The 16,393-nt window shown below is 71.6% G+C and carries 20 protein-coding genes; 14 read left to right on the top strand and 6 right to left on the bottom strand.

Annotated elements, in window-relative coordinates:
* Positions 1–12 precede the first annotated feature (12 nt).
* The 3 genes from DWB77_RS32130 to DWB77_RS32120 all read right to left on the bottom strand — a co-directional run bounded on the left by DWB77_RS32130 (position 13) and on the right by DWB77_RS32120 (position 1,725).
* Complete coding sequence (locus DWB77_RS32130) at positions 13–315, bottom strand: urease subunit gamma (protein WP_120728482.1); 303 nt, start codon at positions 313–315, stop codon at positions 13–15.
* Between the two features lie 293 nt (positions 316–608).
* Positions 609–893, bottom strand: a complete 285-nt coding sequence (locus tag DWB77_RS32125; protein ID WP_120725560.1) for a type II toxin-antitoxin system Phd/YefM family antitoxin — start codon at positions 891–893, stop codon at positions 609–611.
* Between the two features lie 139 nt (positions 894–1,032).
* Entirely contained in the window at positions 1,033–1,725 is a 693-nt protein-coding gene (locus tag DWB77_RS32120) for a lysophospholipid acyltransferase family protein (protein WP_120725558.1), read from the bottom strand.
* A gap of 273 nt (positions 1,726–1,998) precedes the next feature.
* On the opposite strand from DWB77_RS32120, the gene DWB77_RS32115 reads away from it, so the two are divergent.
* From DWB77_RS32115 to DWB77_RS32105, 3 genes are all read left to right on the top strand, one after another.
* Positions 1,999–2,631 carry an ATP-dependent Clp protease proteolytic subunit gene (locus DWB77_RS32115; RefSeq protein WP_120725556.1) on the top strand — a complete coding sequence of 211 codons (633 nt, stop codon included), beginning with the start codon at positions 1,999–2,001 and terminating at the stop codon, positions 2,629–2,631.
* A 6-nt stretch (positions 2,632–2,637) separates the two neighbouring features.
* On the top strand, positions 2,638–2,946 hold the full coding sequence (locus DWB77_RS32110; RefSeq protein ID WP_120725554.1) for a hypothetical protein: 309 nt from the start codon (positions 2,638–2,640) through the stop codon (positions 2,944–2,946).
* Between the two features lie 526 nt (positions 2,947–3,472).
* On the top strand, positions 3,473–3,946 hold the full coding sequence (locus DWB77_RS32105; protein WP_120725552.1) for a C40 family peptidase: 474 nt from the start codon (positions 3,473–3,475) through the stop codon (positions 3,944–3,946).
* Positions 3,947–4,015: 69 nt separating this feature from the next.
* On the opposite strand, the gene DWB77_RS32100 is transcribed toward DWB77_RS32105, so the two are convergent.
* Positions 4,016–4,450, bottom strand: coding sequence for an ATP-binding protein (locus DWB77_RS32100; RefSeq protein ID WP_120725550.1), 435 nt, complete (start codon positions 4,448–4,450; stop codon positions 4,016–4,018).
* A 239-nt stretch (positions 4,451–4,689) separates the two neighbouring features.
* Between DWB77_RS32100 and DWB77_RS32095 the strand changes: the two genes are divergently transcribed.
* Together DWB77_RS32095 and DWB77_RS32090 are read left to right on the top strand one after the other, a co-directional pair.
* Positions 4,690–5,553 (top strand): helix-turn-helix domain-containing protein, encoded by an 864-nt coding sequence (locus DWB77_RS32095; RefSeq protein ID WP_120725548.1) that lies wholly within the window; start codon positions 4,690–4,692, stop codon positions 5,551–5,553.
* A 20-nt stretch (positions 5,554–5,573) separates the two neighbouring features.
* Entirely contained in the window at positions 5,574–5,798 is a 225-nt protein-coding gene (locus tag DWB77_RS32090) for a DUF397 domain-containing protein (RefSeq protein ID WP_428985166.1), read from the top strand.
* Between the two features lie 38 nt (positions 5,799–5,836).
* Here DWB77_RS32090 and DWB77_RS32085 read toward each other — a convergent pair whose 3' ends face one another.
* The gene (locus DWB77_RS32085; RefSeq protein ID WP_120725546.1) at positions 5,837–6,979 is read right to left on the bottom strand and encodes an 8-amino-7-oxononanoate synthase; all 1,143 of its coding nucleotides are present in this window, start codon (positions 6,977–6,979) and stop codon (positions 5,837–5,839) included.
* A 145-nt stretch (positions 6,980–7,124) separates the two neighbouring features.
* Here DWB77_RS32085 and bioB point away from each other — a divergent pair, with 145 nt between their 5' ends.
* The 8 genes from bioB to DWB77_RS32045 all read left to right on the top strand — a co-directional run bounded on the left by bioB (position 7,125) and on the right by DWB77_RS32045 (position 15,067).
* Complete coding sequence (gene bioB / locus DWB77_RS32080) at positions 7,125–8,345, top strand: biotin synthase BioB (protein ID WP_120725544.1); 1,221 nt, start codon at positions 7,125–7,127, stop codon at positions 8,343–8,345.
* A complete protein-coding gene (locus DWB77_RS32075; RefSeq protein ID WP_120725542.1) occupies positions 8,338–9,627 on the top strand; it encodes an adenosylmethionine--8-amino-7-oxononanoate transaminase in 1,290 nt (429 codons plus the stop codon). Before bioB ends, DWB77_RS32075 begins: the two co-directional genes overlap by 8 nt.
* Before the next feature lies 1 nt (position 9,628).
* Complete coding sequence (gene bioD / locus DWB77_RS32070; RefSeq protein ID WP_120725540.1) at positions 9,629–10,321, top strand: dethiobiotin synthase; 693 nt, start codon at positions 9,629–9,631, stop codon at positions 10,319–10,321.
* Positions 10,321–10,683, top strand: a complete 363-nt coding sequence (locus tag DWB77_RS32065) for a VOC family protein (RefSeq protein WP_120725538.1) — start codon at positions 10,321–10,323, stop codon at positions 10,681–10,683. The genes bioD and DWB77_RS32065 overlap by 1 nt, the downstream gene beginning before the upstream one ends.
* 91 nt (positions 10,684–10,774) lie before the next feature.
* The gene (locus DWB77_RS32060) at positions 10,775–11,455 is read left to right on the top strand and encodes a class I SAM-dependent methyltransferase (protein ID WP_120725536.1); all 681 of its coding nucleotides are present in this window, start codon (positions 10,775–10,777) and stop codon (positions 11,453–11,455) included.
* A 668-nt stretch (positions 11,456–12,123) separates the two neighbouring features.
* Positions 12,124–12,546 (top strand): GNAT family N-acetyltransferase, encoded by a 423-nt coding sequence (locus tag DWB77_RS32055; RefSeq protein WP_120725534.1) that lies wholly within the window; start codon positions 12,124–12,126, stop codon positions 12,544–12,546.
* Between the two features lie 167 nt (positions 12,547–12,713).
* On the top strand, positions 12,714–14,048 hold the full coding sequence (locus DWB77_RS32050; RefSeq protein WP_120725532.1) for a hemolysin family protein: 1,335 nt from the start codon (positions 12,714–12,716) through the stop codon (positions 14,046–14,048).
* Positions 14,045–15,067, top strand: a complete 1,023-nt coding sequence (locus DWB77_RS32045; protein WP_120725530.1) for a hemolysin family protein — start codon at positions 14,045–14,047, stop codon at positions 15,065–15,067. The genes DWB77_RS32050 and DWB77_RS32045 overlap by 4 nt, the downstream gene beginning before the upstream one ends.
* Positions 15,068–15,074: 7 nt before the next feature.
* On the opposite strand, the gene DWB77_RS32040 is transcribed toward DWB77_RS32045, so the two are convergent.
* Positions 15,075–15,329, bottom strand: coding sequence for a holin (locus DWB77_RS32040; protein ID WP_120725528.1), 255 nt, complete (start codon positions 15,327–15,329; stop codon positions 15,075–15,077).
* Positions 15,330–15,507: 178 nt separating this feature from the next.
* On the opposite strand from DWB77_RS32040, the gene DWB77_RS32035 reads away from it, so the two are divergent.
* The gene (locus tag DWB77_RS32035; protein WP_120725526.1) at positions 15,508–16,344 is read left to right on the top strand and encodes an SGNH/GDSL hydrolase family protein; all 837 of its coding nucleotides are present in this window, start codon (positions 15,508–15,510) and stop codon (positions 16,342–16,344) included.
* The last annotated feature ends 49 nt before the right edge of the window (positions 16,345–16,393 follow it).

The following is a 16,393-nucleotide window of genomic DNA, read 5'->3' as shown; positions in this document are numbered from 1 at the left end:
GCGGCGCCCCCGTCAGACGATCGGTTCGTGGACGGTGACGAGCTTGGTGCCGTCGGGGAACGTCGCCTCGACCTGGACGTCGTGGATCATCTCCGCGATCCCCGGCATGACGTCGTCGCGGCTCAGCAACTTCCGTCCGGACGCCATGAGTTCGGCGACGGTGCGGCCGTCACGGGCGCCTTCCAGGATGTGTGAGGTGATGAGCGCGACACACTCGGGGTGGTTGAGCTTCACCCCGCGGGCTCTGCGCTTCCCGGCCACATCGGCGGCCACATGGATGAGCAGCCGTTCCTGCTCGTGCGGCGTCAGTTGCACGCTTCCCACCTCACAGTCGTGCCCTTCCCTCCACGGACGGCCGTGGACGGGCCCAGCGAGCGTCGAGGAGGGAGAAGGACCGGACCGGCATCTTCCGCCCGAACGCAGCGGAACCGTATCCGACGTCAACATCCTGTTGAGGACCATCTCCCGGCCCCTTGGCCAGGCATTGCACGTTAGGGCGGAAGTTTTTCCGGCGCGTTAACTGACGCTTTAAGAACGCATGATCATCGAGGGGGTGCCGGAACGCGGCGGGTACGTGTAAGGAGCACCCACATGGACGGTGGTCGCGATCAGTCGCCGACCTGCGGGCTCCGGTGTTCCGCGGCGATCCCGAAGCGCCGGGGTTCGACCGGCGCGGACGGCGTCAGGGGGTGCACGGACGAGAGCGAACTCGTCGCCCGCTGCTCCTCCTCGCGCTGCGTGGCCTCGAGTTCTTCCAGGTCGGCGGCGGAGACGAGGGCGACGAGCGGCTTGCCGTGGCGGGTCACCACGACCCGCTCCCCGCCGTACACCACACGGTTGATCAGCTCCGCGAGCTCTGCGCGGGCTTGCGTCACCGGAATCTCGTAGGCCATGCCTTCCAGCTTAGACGCCGCCCGCCGAGGGCCGAAGAAGTCCGTCCTCAGCGGTGGGTGCGCAGGTCAGGGGCGCACCGAGCGGCCCCCCGCGCAGGCGGGCGGGCCCCGGCCCGGGCCCGCCCTCACCGGCGCGGTGTCAGGCCGCCGCGGCTCCCGCCTCCCACGCCACCCTGGCCTCGGCCGCGTACACGTCGACGTACTCCTGTTCCGAGAGCCGCTGCACCGCGTACATGATCTCGTCCGTGACGGCCCGCAGCACCAGGCGCTCGTTCTCCATCCCGGCGTAGCGGGAGAAGTCCAGAGGTTCACCGAACCGGAGGACGACCGGCACGCGCCGGGGCAGCCTGCGCCCCTTCGGCTGCGCCTCGAACGTGCCGATGATGGCGACCGGGACGACCGGCGCACCCGAGCGCAGCGCCATCGCCGCCACCCCGACCTTGCCCTTGTACAGGCGTCCGTCATGCGAGCGGGTGCCCTCGGGGAAGATCCCCAACACCCCTTCGCGGTCCAGCACTTGGAGCGCGGTGTCGAGCGCCGCCCGCGCCGCGTCCTTGCCGGAGCGGTCGACCGGGATCTGCCCGAGCGCACGGAACAGGGCCGCGGTCGCCCGGCCCTTGAGGCCCGGCGCGGTGAAGTACTCCTGCTTGGCCAGGAAGGTGAGCCGGCGCCGGAGCGTCGCTCCCAGCAGGAGCTGATCGGTGAACGACTGGTGATTCCCCGCGAGGATCACCGCACCTGCCCCGGGCACCCGCCCCACCCCCTCGACACGCGGGCGGAACAGCCACCGCAGCAGCGGCAGCAGCACGAGACGGAATGCGAAATAGAACACTTCAGTGAGCCCTCTCCCCAGGTGACCCCCGCGCCGACGCACGCTAGCCAGCCGCGCAGGCCCAGGGGGAGAGCGCCTATTGAGCCAGCGTTCCTTGACTCCCGGGACTCACGGCGGCGCAAAGCACCCGCTCGCTCACAGCGAAACCGCCCCTGACCTGGCGCTTCTCCCAATCGGAGCCTCACACCGGCGTCACGACCCCCGCTCCCATCCGTACGTCCTGTACATTTTTTACAGAGGCTCTGAGGTCCTCCGGTCGAGGAGAGGTATGTCATGAACCACCACCGTCCCGCCGCCCGCCATGTGCTCCCGCAGTTCGAGGAGCGCACCACCTTCGGCGTCCGCACGCTCGATCCCTACTCCAAGCTCTTCGAGGAACGGATCGTCTTTCTCGGCACCCCGGTCGACGACGCGTCGGCCAATGACGTGATGGCCCAGTTCATGCATCTGGAGCACGCGGATCAGGACCGGGACATCTCGCTCTACATCAACTCCCCCGGCGGCTCGCTCACCGCGATGACCGCGATCCACGACACGATGCGGTTCGTGACCTGCGATGTGCAGACGTTCTGCCTGGGCCAGGTGAGTTCCGTGGCCGCGGTGCTGCTCGCGGCGGGCACGCCCGGCAAGCGTGCCGTGCAGCCGGCCTCGCGGGTGCTGCTGCGCCAGCCCGCCCTCGATGAGCCGCTGCGCGGGCAGCCGTCCGATCTGGAGATCCAGGCGGCCGAAGTCCTGCGCGGCCGCACGCTGTTGACCGAACTGCTGGCCCAGTACACCGGGAAGACCGCCGAGCGGGTGGCGGCCGACATCGAGCGGGACGTGGTCTTCGACGCCGAGGCAGCGGTGGCGTACGGACTCGCCGACCATGTGCTCGCCCCGCGCAAGACGTCCTCGCGCGGGCGGTGAAGTGCCGTGCTGCCACCGGAACTTCCCCCGCTGCCCGCACTCACGCGCGCCGAGGCCGCGTTCATCGACTCCTATCTCGAAGTGGTCGATCTGCTCGGCCGGATCAATCCGGCGCACGGCCGCGACACCTACACGGCCCTGCGGGCGGCCCAGGCCCTGGTCGGCCGGGCGGTCGCGGTCCGGGACGCCCTCACGCTGATGCACGGGCGCGGCGAGACACGGGTGTGTGCGCCGACGCTGACGCGGGCGCTGCGGGTCCTGGACGGCGAGCGGCGCACGGGGCGGCTCACGGTGCCGCCGCAGACGACGCCCTAAGGGTTCGAGGTCGCGCGCGGAACGTCCGACGCGCTCGCCGGATCGGCGAAACGGACCAGACGGGCTACCCCCGTTCGGACCACGGGTCGATCCGTTCATTGGCCCTTATGAGCCGCTTATGGCGCCTGGACAAAGTGCGGAATCGATCCTTCCGTCGCTGGTACGAGGCTCATCGGCCCTCCGAACGGGAAGGCCGAATTGCCCGTGTCCACCCAAATGAGTCAGTCGTGAGCAGTCTCACAGAAAGCCGTTTTGGTCCGGTAATCCGACAGTCGGTGCGTGAAGATCCCTGGAAACGACAAGCCCCCGCCACCTCGGCGGGGCGGTCCGGGCGGACGCCGAGTCCTGCCGCCGTCCCGGACCTCTGGTCGACAGGAGTGGACCGGCAGGAGTGGAGGACCCGAGTACTTCGGGAGTGCCGATCCGTGGCGCTCCCTCGGGGTGAAGCCGCTGACGCGGCCGGGCGTCTTCGCCAGTCCGAACCCGACAGGTCATCCTTCGCAGGCGGTTTGACGAAGGGTTGCGCATGACCGCGCAGACATACGTCCCGTCCCTGGCGGTCCGTCTCGGCACCGTCTGTGTCCTCACCCTCGCCGTGACGGGCGCGTCGACGCTGGCACCGGGCATCGCGCCCGAGGCGAGCGCCGCGGCCGTGGCGAGCAGGGCGCTCCATGTGGCCGCGTCGAAGAAGGGTTCGCCCTATCAGTACGGCGCCACGGGTCCGCACCGCTTCGACTGTTCGGGGCTCACGCTCTACTCCTTCAAGGAGGCGGGCCGCAAACTGCCCCGCTCGGCCCAGCAGCAGTACAACAGCTCCCGGCATGTCACCGCGTCCTCCCGCAAGGCCGGCGACCTGGTGTTCTTCCACTCCGGTCGGCGCGTCTACCACGTCGGGATCTACGCCGGGAACGGCCGGATCTGGCACTCCCCCAAGACCGGCGACGTGGTCCGCCTGGATCGGATCTGGAGCAGCGCGGTCTGGTACGGGCGCGTGGGCTGACGCCCCGTCGGGCCGGTGAGCCCGGTCAGTCCCCGGTGAGCCCCCGGTGAGCCCGGTCGGCCCGCCGGCCTAGCCGCTCTGTACCGGCGCCGTCCACGGCAGCGCGATCCAGACCGTCTTGCCGCCGTCCTCGGTGGGCGCGACCGAGAGCCGGCCGCCGGACTCCGCCGCCAGCCAGCGGATGATCACCATGCCGCGGCCGTTGTCCTGCTGGACGGCGGCGGGCAACCGTTTCGGCCAGCGCGGATGGCTGTCGGTGACGCCGATCCGCAGCTCCTCCTCGCGCTCCAGGTGGAGTTCCACCGTGAAGGTGGGCGACTGGCCGAAGGTGTGCTGAACGGCGTTGGTGGCGAGTTCGGAGACGATGAGGCGGACCGTGTCGGCGGCCCCGGCGTCGGGCGGCAGACCCCAATCGGCGAGCGCCTCGGTGACATACCGCCGCGCCGCGGAGACCGAGGCGGGGTCGCTCGGCAGAGTGATGGTTGCTTCGAGATGGTCTGCCATGGCGACGCTGTCCCTTTCCCACCCGGGCCGGCTGGAGAACTCGTAGCGGATGAGCGCTCGCTGAGACGACGGCAATCGGCCTCGGATTGTGCTTCGCGCCAGAGTGCCACTCATCGTGCCGGTCTTGGGTGCGATCCACCAAGATATGCATATATCTGTCCCTCAAAGCAGTGAACTCTCCGACGGAAGACCGGATTTGGGCCCACACTTACCCCTCGCCGGAGGCGAAGGAGGCGGTCATGGGGCACGGCCCGGCGGTGCGCAGGCGCAAGCTCGGCGAGGAGTTGCGCAAACTGCGCGACGGTTCGGGGCTGACGAGCGGGGAGGCGGCCTCGCGGGTCGGCTGGCACCAGTCGAAGGTGAGCCGGATCGAGACCGGCCGCAGCGGTGTGAAGCCCGCCGATGTGGCCCGGCTGCTCGACGCGTACGAGGTTCATGATCCCCAACTGCGCGCACTGCTCCAGGCGTTGGCCGACTCGGCGGGGGGTGGCGGGGTCGACTGGGCGCACGCCTACCGGGGCCTGTTGCCGCCGCAGTACCGCGATTTCATCAGCCTGGAGTCACAAGCCTGCTCGGCACGCACCCTGGAAACCTCGGTGGTACCGGGTCTGTTGCAGACGCCGGACTACGCGCGGGCGGTGACCCGGGCCGCGCTCGGGGGAGCGCCGCCGGACACGGTGGACTCGCTGGTGGAGGTGCGGATCGCGCGCCAGGAGGTGTTGCGCGGTGATCCGCCCCTGGTGCTCAGCGCGGTGCTGGACGAGGCGGTGGTGCGCCGCTGGGTGGGCGGCCGGACCGCCATGCGGGAGCAATTGCGGCACCTCCTGGAGGTCGCCGCCCTGCCGCATGTGCGGTTGCAGGTCATTCCCTTCCATTACGGCGGCTATGTCGGCCTCAGCGGGCCTTTCATTGTCTTTTCGTTTCCGGCCATTTCAGATCTGGATGTGGTCGTTATCGACCATCTGACGAGTAGCCTCTATCTCGAACGGAGAGAAGACCTCACGGCGTACAGTGCCGCGTTCGAGACCGTCCAGGCACTCGCGCTTTCCTCCGAGAACTCCTTGGATCTCATCGCCAGGGCAGCCCGGGAAGGGCCGGGCTAGTTCCTGACGAGTGGGGAGGCATGATGTCCGCACGCCCAGCGCACGTTCCCTGTAGTACGTCCCTCATCGGTGCCACGTGGCGGCGCAGCAGCCGCAGCGTGGGCATGAACAACTGCGTCGAGACGGCCCGGCTCGCTGACGAGCTCCTAGCCGTACGCGACTCCCAGCGCATCGACGGACCCGCGCTGCTCTTCGCCGCGCCCGCCTGGCAGCGCTTCATCTCCACGCTCGCACAAGCGAGTTGACGTCACCTCATCGGCCGAACCGGTGACGTGACGGGACGTCAGGCGGTGGGCGCCGTCCTCAGGATGGTGCCCACGGCGCTGTCGATCTGCCGCTCCGTCAGATCGGCCCGCGCGGTCAGGCGGATCCGTGAGATGCCGTCCGGCACCGACGGCGGCCGGAAGCAGCCGACCACGAGCCCGGCCGCACGACAGTCGGCGGCCCAGGCCACCGCGGCCTCGGGCGAGGGAGCGCGCACCGAGACCACAGCGGCGTCGGGACGTACCGCGAGGTGCCCGGCGGCGGTGAGCCTGCCGTGCAGTTCGGCGGCGACGGAGCGGGCCCGGGCCGCCAACTCCGGCTCCGCGCGCAGGTGGCGCAGGGCCGCGAGCGCGCCGCCGACCGCCGCGGGGGCGAGGCCGGTGTCGAAGATGAAGGTGCGGGCCGCGTTCACCAGATGGCGGACGACCCGGGCCGGGCCGAGCACCGCGCCGCCCTGACTGCCCAGCGACTTCGACAGGGTGACGGTGGCGACCACGTCGTCCGCGCCCGCGAGCCCGGCCGCATGCAGCGCGCCACGCCCGCCCTCGCCGAGCACTCCGAGCCCGTGGGCGTCGTCCACGACCAGGGCGGCTCCGAACTCCCGGCAGGCGGCGGCCAGTTGGGTCAGCGGGGCGGCATCGCCGTCCACCGAGAACACCGAGTCCGACACGACGAGCCCGGGCCCGCCGTGGGTCTCCAGGGCCTTGCGGACGGCCTCCGGCGAGGCGTGCGGGACGACCTCGGTGCGGGCGCGCGCCAGTCGGCAGCCGTCCACGATAGAGGCGTGGTTGCCCGCGTCGGAGACGATCAGCGAGCCGTGCGGGCCGAGCGCGGTCAGCGCCGCCAGGTTCGCCGCGTACCCGGAGGAGAAGACGAGGGCGGCCTCGAAGCCGCAGAACGCGGCGAGTTCGCGCTCCAGCTCCGTGTGGAGCGCGGTGGTGCCGGTCACCAGACGGGATCCGGTGGCGCCCGCGCCCCAGCGGTGGGCCGCCTCGGCCGCGCCCCCGGTGACCGCGGGATGGCGGGTCAGGCCCAGATAGTCGTTGCTCGCCAGGTCGAGCAGGTCCTGGTCGGCCGCGCGCGGCCGCAGGGTGCGGACCAGACCGGCGCGCTCGCGGCGCTCCGATTCTCCGTCGATCCAGTCGAACGGCGCTCGCGACATGGTGGAGTCCCTTTTTGTAGGCTGCCGACAGACCCTAGCGGGTGTCATGCCTGGTCAGGATGTGGCGATACACACACCTCAAACGGCCCGTGTTGTGGGATCCCTACCTTGGCCAGGGGCCCTCGCGTGCGCGAAGATCGGCGCCATGGACCTGCTGAACACGCTGGTGGACAAGGGGTTGCGGCGCGAACTGCCGACCCGCGAAGAGGCACTCGCCGTACTGGCGACCTCCGACGACGAACTGCTCGATGTGGTGGCCGCGGCCGGCAAGGTGCGCCGCCAGTGGTTCGGACGCCGGGTGAAGCTGAACTATCTGGTCAACCTGAAGTCGGGCCTGTGCCCCGAGGACTGTTCGTACTGCTCCCAGCGGCTCGGCTCCAAGGCCGACATCCTGAAGTACACCTGGCTCAAGCCCGACGAGGCCTCCAAGGCCGCGGCCGCGGGCGTCGCCGGCGGCGCGAAGCGGGTCTGTCTGGTGGCCAGCGGACGCGGCCCCACCGACCGTGACATCGCCCGGGTCTCCGAGACCATCGAGACGATCAAGGAGCAGAACGAGGGCGTCGAGGTCTGTGCCTGCCTCGGCCTGCTCTCGGACGGCCAGGCCGAGCGGCTGCGCGCCGCCGGAGCCGACGCGTACAACCACAACCTGAACACGTCCGAGGGGACGTATGGGGACATCACCACCACGCACACCTATCAGGACCGCGTGGACACCGTGACGAAGGCGCACGACGCCGGCCTTTCGGCCTGCTCGGGTCTGATCGCGGGCATGGGCGAGTCCGACGAGGACCTGGTGGACGTGGTGTTCTCGCTGCGCGAGCTGGACCCGGACTCGGTGCCGGTGAACTTCCTCATCCCGTTCGAGGGGACCCCGCTGGGCAAGGAGTGGAACCTCACCCCGCAGCGCTGTCTGCGCATCCTCGCCATGACCCGCTTTGTGTGCCCGGACGTCGAGGTGCGTCTCGCCGGCGGCCGCGAGGTGCATCTGCGCACGATGCAGCCGCTCGCGCTGCACCTGGTCAACTCGATCTTCCTGGGTGACTACCTGACCAGCGAGGGCCAGGCCGGACAGGCCGACCTCGACATGATCGCGGACGCCGGGTTCGAGGTGGAGGGCGCGGGCACCACGACCCTGCCCCGCCACCGCGCCGACGCGCTCGCCGGCGCCGGCTGCGGCACGAGCCCCGCCGGGTGCGGCTCGCACGAGGACAGCGGTTGCGGCTCCCACGAGGGCGGCGGCTGCGGGCCCTGCGGCGGGCACGGCGCGCCGGAGGTGCCCGAGCAGGTGCCCGCCGACCAGGCCCGCACGGATCTGGTGGCCGTGCGCCGCCGGGGCGCCGGAACGGACCTCGCGCCCAATGCCTGAGCACTCCCCCGCGGATCTGCTCGACCTGGACCGCCGGCATGTGTGGCACCCCTATGGCCCGATGCCCAACCGGCAGGAGCAGCTCCTGGTCGAGTCGGCGTCGGGCGTACGGCTTCGTCTGGCCGAACCGGCTCACGGGCAGCGCGAGTTGATCGACGGCATGGCGTCCTGGTGGTCGGCCGTGCACGGCTACAACCACCCGGTGCTCAACGAGGCGGCACACGGTCAGCTGGACCGGATGAGCCATGTGATGTTCGGCGGGCTCACCCACGGGCCCGCCGTCCGGCTCGCCGCCCGGCTGGTCGAGATCACGCCCGGCCCGCTCCAGCACGTCTTCCTCAGCGACTCGGGATCGGTCTCGGTCGAGGTCGCCGTCAAGATGTGTCTCCAGTACTGGCGCTCGGTCGGGAAGCCGGCCAAGCAGCGGCTGCTGACCTGGCGCGGCGGGTACCACGGCGACACCTGGCAGCCGATGTCGGTGTGCGATCCCGAGGGCGGGATGCACGAGTTGTGGCAGGGCGCGCTGCCCCGCCAGCTCTTCGTGGGCGCCCCGCCCACGGAGTTCGACGAGGCGTACGCGCGTGAGCTGCGCGAGACGATCGCGCGCCACGCGGACGAGCTGGCCGCGGTCATCGTGGAGCCGGTGGTGCAGGGCGCGGGCGGCATGCGCTTCCACTCGCCCGAGTATCTGCGGGTGCTGCGCGAGGCGTGCGACGCCTCCGGCGTGCTGCTCGTGCTCGACGAGATCGCGTCCGGCTTCGGCCGCACCGGCGCGCTGTTCGCGGCGGATCACGCGGCGGTCTCCCCGGATGTGATGTGCGTCGGCAAGGCGCTGACCGGCGGTTATCTGTCGATGGCGGCGACGCTGTGTACGAGCGAGGTCGCCGAGGGCATCTCCTCGGGCGAGGTTCCGGTGCTCGCGCACGGCCCGACGTTCATGGGCAATCCGCTGGCCGCCTCGGTGGCGCTCGCCTCGATCGACCTGCTGCTCGGCCAGGACTGGCAGGGCGAGGTCAAGCGCATCGAGGCGGGGCTGCGTGACGGGCTCGGTGCGGCCCGCTCGATCGAGGGCGTACGCGAGGTGCGGGTGCTGGGCGCCATCGGCGTGGTGCAGCTCGACCACCCCGTGGACATGACGGCGGCGACCGCCGCGGCCGTGCGCGAGGGCGTATGGCTGCGGCCGTTCCGGGACCTGATCTACACGATGCCGCCCTATGTGACGGACGACGACGACCTGGCGACCATCTGCCGTGCCGTGTGCGCCGCGGCGCGGGAGGGCTGAGATGACGATTCTGGTCGTGAGCGGTACCGGAACCGAGATCGGCAAGACGATCACCACGGCGGCCGTCGCCGCCCTCGCGCTCGCCGACGGGCGTTCGGTGGCCGTGTTGAAACCGGCTCAGACGGGGGTCGCTCCGGGCGAGCCCGGCGATGTCTTCGAGGTGCGGCGCCTCGCCGGCGAGGCGGTGACCGGGGTCGAACTGGCCCGGTTCCCCGAGCCGTTGGCGCCCGACACCTCGGCCCGCCGGGCCGGCATGACACCCGTGAGTCCCCAGGAGGTGGCCGAGGCGGCGGCCAAGCTCGCCACCGAGCACGACCTGGTCCTGGTCGAGGGCGCGGGTGGCCTCCTGGTCCGCTTCGACGACGAGGGCGGCACCCTCGCGGACGCCGCCCGGCTGCTCGGTGCCCCCGTCCTGGTGGTGACGCCCGCCGGACTGGGCACACTCAACTCGACGGCCCTGACCGGCGAGGCGCTGCGGGCCCGCGATCTCGTCTGCGCCGGGGTCGTCGTGGGCAGCTGGCCCGCCGAGCCGGACCTGGCCTCGCGCTGCAACCTCGTGGACCTTCCCACGGCGGCCGGTGCGCCGTTGCTCGGCGCCGTCCCCGAGGGCGCCGGCCGGCTGGCGCCCGCCGACTTCCGTGCCCGAGCGGCCGGCTGGCTCGCCCCCGCGCTCGGCGGCGTTTGGAGTAGCTGATGGCTGTGTTACGGGCCCGCATCGGGCAGCTCGTCGTGGACTGCGCCGACCCGGAACGGCTCGCCCGGTTCTGGGCGGGGCTGCTCGGCGGGCGCCCGATGGTACGGGACTCCTCCTGGGCGTACGTCGATCCCCCGGGCTCCCCGCGCCTGGCCTTCCAGCGCGTGACGGAGGCGAAGGCGGTCAAAAACCGGCTGCATCCGGACCTCGCCGTCGAGGACGTGCGCCGGGCCCGGGCGGCGGCTGTACGGCGCGGGGCGCACCCCGTGGGCGAGCCGGTGACCGACGCCCGGGGCACCTTCCAGGTGATGCGCGACCCCGAGGGCAACGAGTTCTGCTTCGTGGAGAGCGCCGACGGGTAGAAGCGGGCGCGGCGCGGGGACACTGCTGCCAGGGGGTTGTTCGCAGGCTTGCTGTCCGCAGGCTGCTGTCCGCAGGCTCAGGAGGTCCGTCATGGCGCAGCGCACCAAGATCACCCCGGATGCCGTGCACCACCCCCTCTTCGCCCGCTTCTACGCGCGCTTCAGCGAGACGATGGACGTGAGGGCCGGGATCGAGGCGTACCGCCGCGAGCTGCTCCACGGGCTCTCGGGGCGGGTCATCGAGATCGGCGCGGGCAACGGGCTCAACTTCGCGCACTACCCTGCGGCCGTCTCCGAGGTGGTCGCGCTCGAACCGGAGCGCACGCTACGGCAGTTGGCGGTCCGCGCGGCCCTCAAGGCGGACGTCCCGGTGGATGTGGTGCCGGGCGCGGCGGAGGCGCTTCCGGTCAAGAGCGAGGCCTTCGACGCGGCCGTCGCGTCCCTGGTGCTGTGCTCGGTACGGGATCTTCCCCGCGCGCTCGGCGAGATCCGGCGGGTCCTGCGCCCCGGCGGCGAGCTCCGCTTCTTCGAGCACGGCCGAGCCGAGGGCCGGACGCTCGCGACGGTGCAGCGCGGCCTTGACCGGACGGTGTGGCCGCTGCTGTTCGGGGGCTGTCACACGGCGCGGGATCCGCTGGCCGCGATCGAGTCGGCGGGCTTCGAGATCGTCACCCACCGCCGCCTCCGGGTCCCGGAGAAGGGCCTCGCCGTCCCGTCCTCCCCCTGCGTACTCGGGGTGGCCCGCCGGCCGGCCCTGGGCGCGGGGGAATAGCGGCGGGGGGTGCGGATGCCGGTCCTGCGGGCCGTGGTCGCTTGTGGGGCGGTTCCCCGCGCCCCTTGGCAGCGCCGATGCTGGGCCACCTCAGCCCGTCCGGCGATTGAGGACGAGCGCCGTTCAGGCGCGAACGGGGTCTGGGGCGGAGCCCCAGGACAACCCCGCCCTCGACTGCGGACCGTGCCCGCTTCTCGCGCAGTTCCCCGCGCCCCTAACTACTCGGTGCTGGCCCGTGCGGGCATGCTCAGCCCGTCCGCCCCTGGCAGCACGGTGCCGGCCAGCGCAGGCATCCTCAGCCCGTCCGGCGATTGAGGACGAGCGCCCTTAAGGCGCGAACGGGGTCTGGGGCGGAGCCCCAGGACAACCCCGCCCTCGACTGCGGACCGTGCCCGCTTCTCGCGCAGTTCCCCGCGCCCCTAACTACTCGGTGCTGGCCCGTGCGGGCATGCTCAGCCCGTCCGCCCCTGGCAGCACGGTGCCGGCCAGCGCAGGCATCCTCAGCCCGTCCGGCGATTGAGGACGAGCGCCCTTAAGGCGCGAATGGGGTCTGGGGCGGAGCCCCGGGGGCTTCGACCGGGGCCGCCGCGTGGTGGGCCGGCTTCGCGTGGGCGTCCGGATGCCAAAACGTCTCGCCCCGCGGCCCGCGCCGGTGATGGGATGAGGGCATGAACGACTCGCGCATCCGGGCCGCCGGGCCCGAGGACCTGGACGCCGTGCTGGCCTTCTGGAAGACCGCCGCCGAGGGCACGAGCATCAGCGACGACCGGCCCGGCGTCGAGCGCCTCGTCACCCGCGACCCCGGCGCGCTGATCCTCGCCGAGGACGGCGACGAACTGGTCGGCACCGTGATCGCGGGCTTCGACGGCTGGCGCTGCCATCTGTACCGGCTCGCGGTCCACCCGTACCACCGTCGCCAGGGCGTGGGCAGAGCCCTGCTGGCCGCCGCCGAGAACCGGTTCGTGGCGCTCGGCGGCCGCCGGGCGGACGCCATGGTGCTGGTGCGCAACGAGACGGCCCAGCACGCCTGGCGGGCCGCAGGATACGCCGCCGAGGAACAGTGGCGGCGCTGGGTGAAGCCGCTGGCCTGAACGGCCGAAGCCCCCTCTTTTGCCACTGCTTTACCATGGGTGGACTTCCACCCCTCGACTGAAAGGTGTGAGCGTCCGCCCATGGGCGAGCCTCCCAGTACCAGTACCGCAGCGCGACACCGCGCGCCCCGCCTCCCCCTGGCCGATCATGGGACGGAGGTGACCCGATGACCGAAGTGCTCCTGCTCGTGGCGGCCGTCCTGCTCTCGCTGGTGTGCGCGGTCTTCGTGGCGGCCGAGTTCTCCCTCACCACCGCCGAGCGCAGCGATCTCGAGCGCGCCGTCGAGCGCGGCGAACGCGGCGCCTCCAGCGCCCTCAAGGCGGTACGCAGCCTCACCTTCCAGCTCTCCGGTGCCCAGCTCGGCATCACCGTCACCGGCCTCGTCATCGGCATGATCGCCAAGCCGTCGATCGCGAAGCTGCTGACCGGCCCGCTCGAAGCGGTCGGCCTGTCCGCGACGACCGCGAGCTCGGTGGCGTTGGTGATCGGCATGGTGCTCTCGACGGTCTTCCTGATGGTCGTCGGTGAGCTGGTCCCCAAGAACTGGGCCATCTCCTCGCCCGTCGCCGTGGCGAAGGTCGTCTCGGCCCCGCAGCGCGTCTTCAGCGCGGCCTTCCGCCCGCTGATCAGCCACCTCAACACCTCGGCCAACCATCTCGTACGCCGCTTCGGTCTGGAGCCCGCCGAGGAGCTGGCCTCCGCCCGCAGCCCACAGGAGCTGGTCGCCCTCGCCCGGCACTCGGCCAAGCAGGGCGCCCTGGAGGCGGACACCGCGGAGCTGTTCGTACGTACCCTCAACCTCGCCAAGCTCACCGCGGAGAACGTGATGACGCCCCGCGTGCAGGTCACCGCGCTCGACATCCAGGCCACCGCCGAGGACGTCGCGAACGCGACCCGCGCCACCGGCCTGTCCCGTTTCCCGGTGTACCGCGGCAGCCTCGACTCGGTCGTGGGCATCGCGCACATCAAGGACGTCCTGGCGGTGCCCGCCGAGCGCAGGCGTCTGCATCCGGTGACGTCGCTGCTTCGCGAGCCGCTGCTCGTGCCCGAGACCCTCACCGTGGACCGCCTCCTGGACCAGCTCCACGGCAAGCGCACCATGGCCGTCGTCATCGACGAGTACGGCGGAACCGCGGGCGTCGTGACGCTCGAGGACATCGTGGAGGAGGTCGTCGGCGAGGTGCGTGACGAGCACGATCCGCACGAGACCCCCGACCTCGCGCCCGCCGGACAGGACGCGGACGGCCGCACCCTGTACTCGGCGGACGGCGCCGCCCGTGACGACCAACTCGCGGTGATCGGGCTGCGCGTCCCGGACGGCCCGTACGAGACCCTCGCCGGTCTGGTGGCCACCGAGCTCGGCCGGATCCCGAGGGTCGGCGACCGGGTGGATCTTGCCGGGTGGCGCATGGACGTGGTCGACGCCGCCGGCCGGCGCGCCGCCCGCGTCCTGCTGCACGCGCCGCCGCACATCGAGGACGACCAGGAGGCCGGCCGATGACCGTGATCCAGATTCTGATCGGCCTGGCCACCCTGGTCGTCAACGCCTTCTTCGTCGGCGCCGAATTCGCGCTGATCTCGGTGCGGCGCAGCCAGATCGAACCGCTCGCCGAGGACGGCAACCGCCGGGCCCGCAGCGTCATTTGGGGCCTGGAGCACATCTCGGCCCTGATGGCCGCGGCGCAGCTCGGCATCACGCTGTGCACCCTCGTGCTCGGCGTGGTCGCCGAACCGGCCATCGCGCACCTGGTCGCCCCGGTCTTCGACGCGGTGGGCGTGCCGGACGGGCTCATCCACCCGGTGTCGTTCGTGCTCGCCCTGGCCGTCGCGACCTATCTGCACATGCTGCTCGGCGAGATGGTGCCGAAGAACATCGCGCTGGCCGAACCCTCGCGCACGGCGCTGCTGCTCGGCCCGCCCCTGGTGACCCTGACCCGGGCGCTCCGCCCGGTGATCTTCGCCATCAACGCGTTCGCCAACACCCTCCTGAAACTCCTCAGGGTGGACGCCAAGGACGAGGTCGCGGCCACGTTCTCGGACGACGAGCTGGCCCGTCTGGTGACGGACGCGGGCGATGCGGGACTGCTCGACGACCGGGCCGCCGAGCGCCTGCACGACGCCCTCGAACTGGGCCGCCGCCCGGTACGGGACGTGGTGGTGCCGCTGGACAAGGTGGTGCGCGCGGCGGTCGGCACCACCCCGGAGGAGCTGGAGCGGCTCGCCGCGAGTTCCGGGTTCTCACGCTTCCCGGTCGTCGACGACGGCAGCCGCATCCTGGGCTATCTGCACGTCAAGGACGCGCTGGACGCGGTCCCGCGCGAAGTGGCCTTCCCGGTCACAGCGCTGCGTCCGATCGCTCGGGTGCGGGGCGCGAGCCCGCTGGACGACGTGCTGACCGCGATGCGCCGCAGCCGTACGCATCTGGCGGCCGTCCTGGACGAGGACGGTCGGCTGGCCGGCCTGGTCACCATGGAGGACGTGCTGCGCGAGCTCGTCGGGCCTCCGGCGGCCGCGGCCTAGCCTCCGCTCACCGGGCGGGTTTGGCGGGGTGGCTCGGACCTACGGTCTCGGTGAGGCCCGGGCCCGGCTGCCCCAGCCCCGAGGTTCCGACCGCCATCAGCACGGCGAGCACCGCGGCCATCCCGGCGGTCGCGAAGGCCGCCGTCCAGTGAACGTCGAGCAGATTGGTGGCGCCCGCCGTGAGCACGGCGGCGAGCGCCTGCGCGAAGGTGCGGATGGCCCGCTCGGCGGTGGCCTTCCAGAAGGCCGCGGTGAACAACATCGCTCGCTCGCTCTCTCACCGGCCGGTCCCGGCCGGGGTCGACATAGTTGATGTGTTCCTGGCATACCAAGGAACGGGCACCCTCGACAGGCCCTGGTCGGCCTCTTTGTGATCACGGTCTCGGCCACCCTCCACCGCCCGGTACCGTCGGCATACCGCGCGGTACGATCACTCCGTCATGGAGATGAATGCCTCATACACCAGCTTCGCCGCGCTCGGGGACTCCTTCACGGAGGGCATGTCCGACCGGCTACCCGACGGGTCCTACCGCGGCTGGGCCGATGTACTCGCCACCCGACTGGCGGCCCGCACGCCGGGCTTTCGCTATGCCAACCTTGCGGTGCGCGGCAAGCTCATCGGGCAGATCGTCGAGGAGCAGGTGGCTCCGGCGGTCGCCCTGCGCCCGGACGTCATCACCCTGGTCGGCGGCCTCAATGACACGCTGCGGCCAAAGTGCGACATGGGCCGGGTGCGTGGGCTCCTGACGGAGGCGGTCGAGCGGCTCGCCCCCGCCTGCAAGCAGCTGGTGCTGATGCGCAGCCCCGGCCGTGACGGGCCGGTGCTGCAACGCTTCCGGCCGCGCATGGAGGAACTCTTCGCTCATGTCGACCAACTCGCCGAGCAGCATGGCGCGTTGGTGGTCGACCTGTATGGCGTGCCGGTCCTCGGCGACCAGCGGATGTGGGACGTGGACCGGCTGCACCTCACGGCCGCCGGGCACCGCAAGGTGGCCGAGGCGGTCTGGCAGACGCTGGGCATGGACGCCGAGGACGACTGGCGCTCGCCCCTGCCTCCCGCGGTCCGGCCCGGCTGGGCCCGAAGCCGCACCGCCGATCTGGCGTTCGCCCGACAGCATCTGGTCCCCTGGATCGGGCGCCGCATCACCGGCCGCTCCTCCGGCGACGGCCGCAGCGGCGCCCACTTCAGCGCCGAGCGGGGACGGGCGTTCTGGGTCACGCCGGCGGACGACGCGAACCCGGGACCGGTCTCGGAGTGGGTGCGGGTGGAGGACTGAGCGCGGCGGGGCACAACCCCGGCGTGGCTGCCGGGTGATCGGCCTTGGC

It is taken from the genome of Streptomyces hundungensis, from assembly GCF_003627815.1.
Taxonomy (GTDB): Bacteria; Actinomycetota; Actinomycetes; order Streptomycetales; family Streptomycetaceae; genus Streptomyces; species Streptomyces hundungensis_A.
Note: the sequence above shows the minus strand (reverse complement) of the source record. Positions and strands in the feature narration are given on the sequence as shown.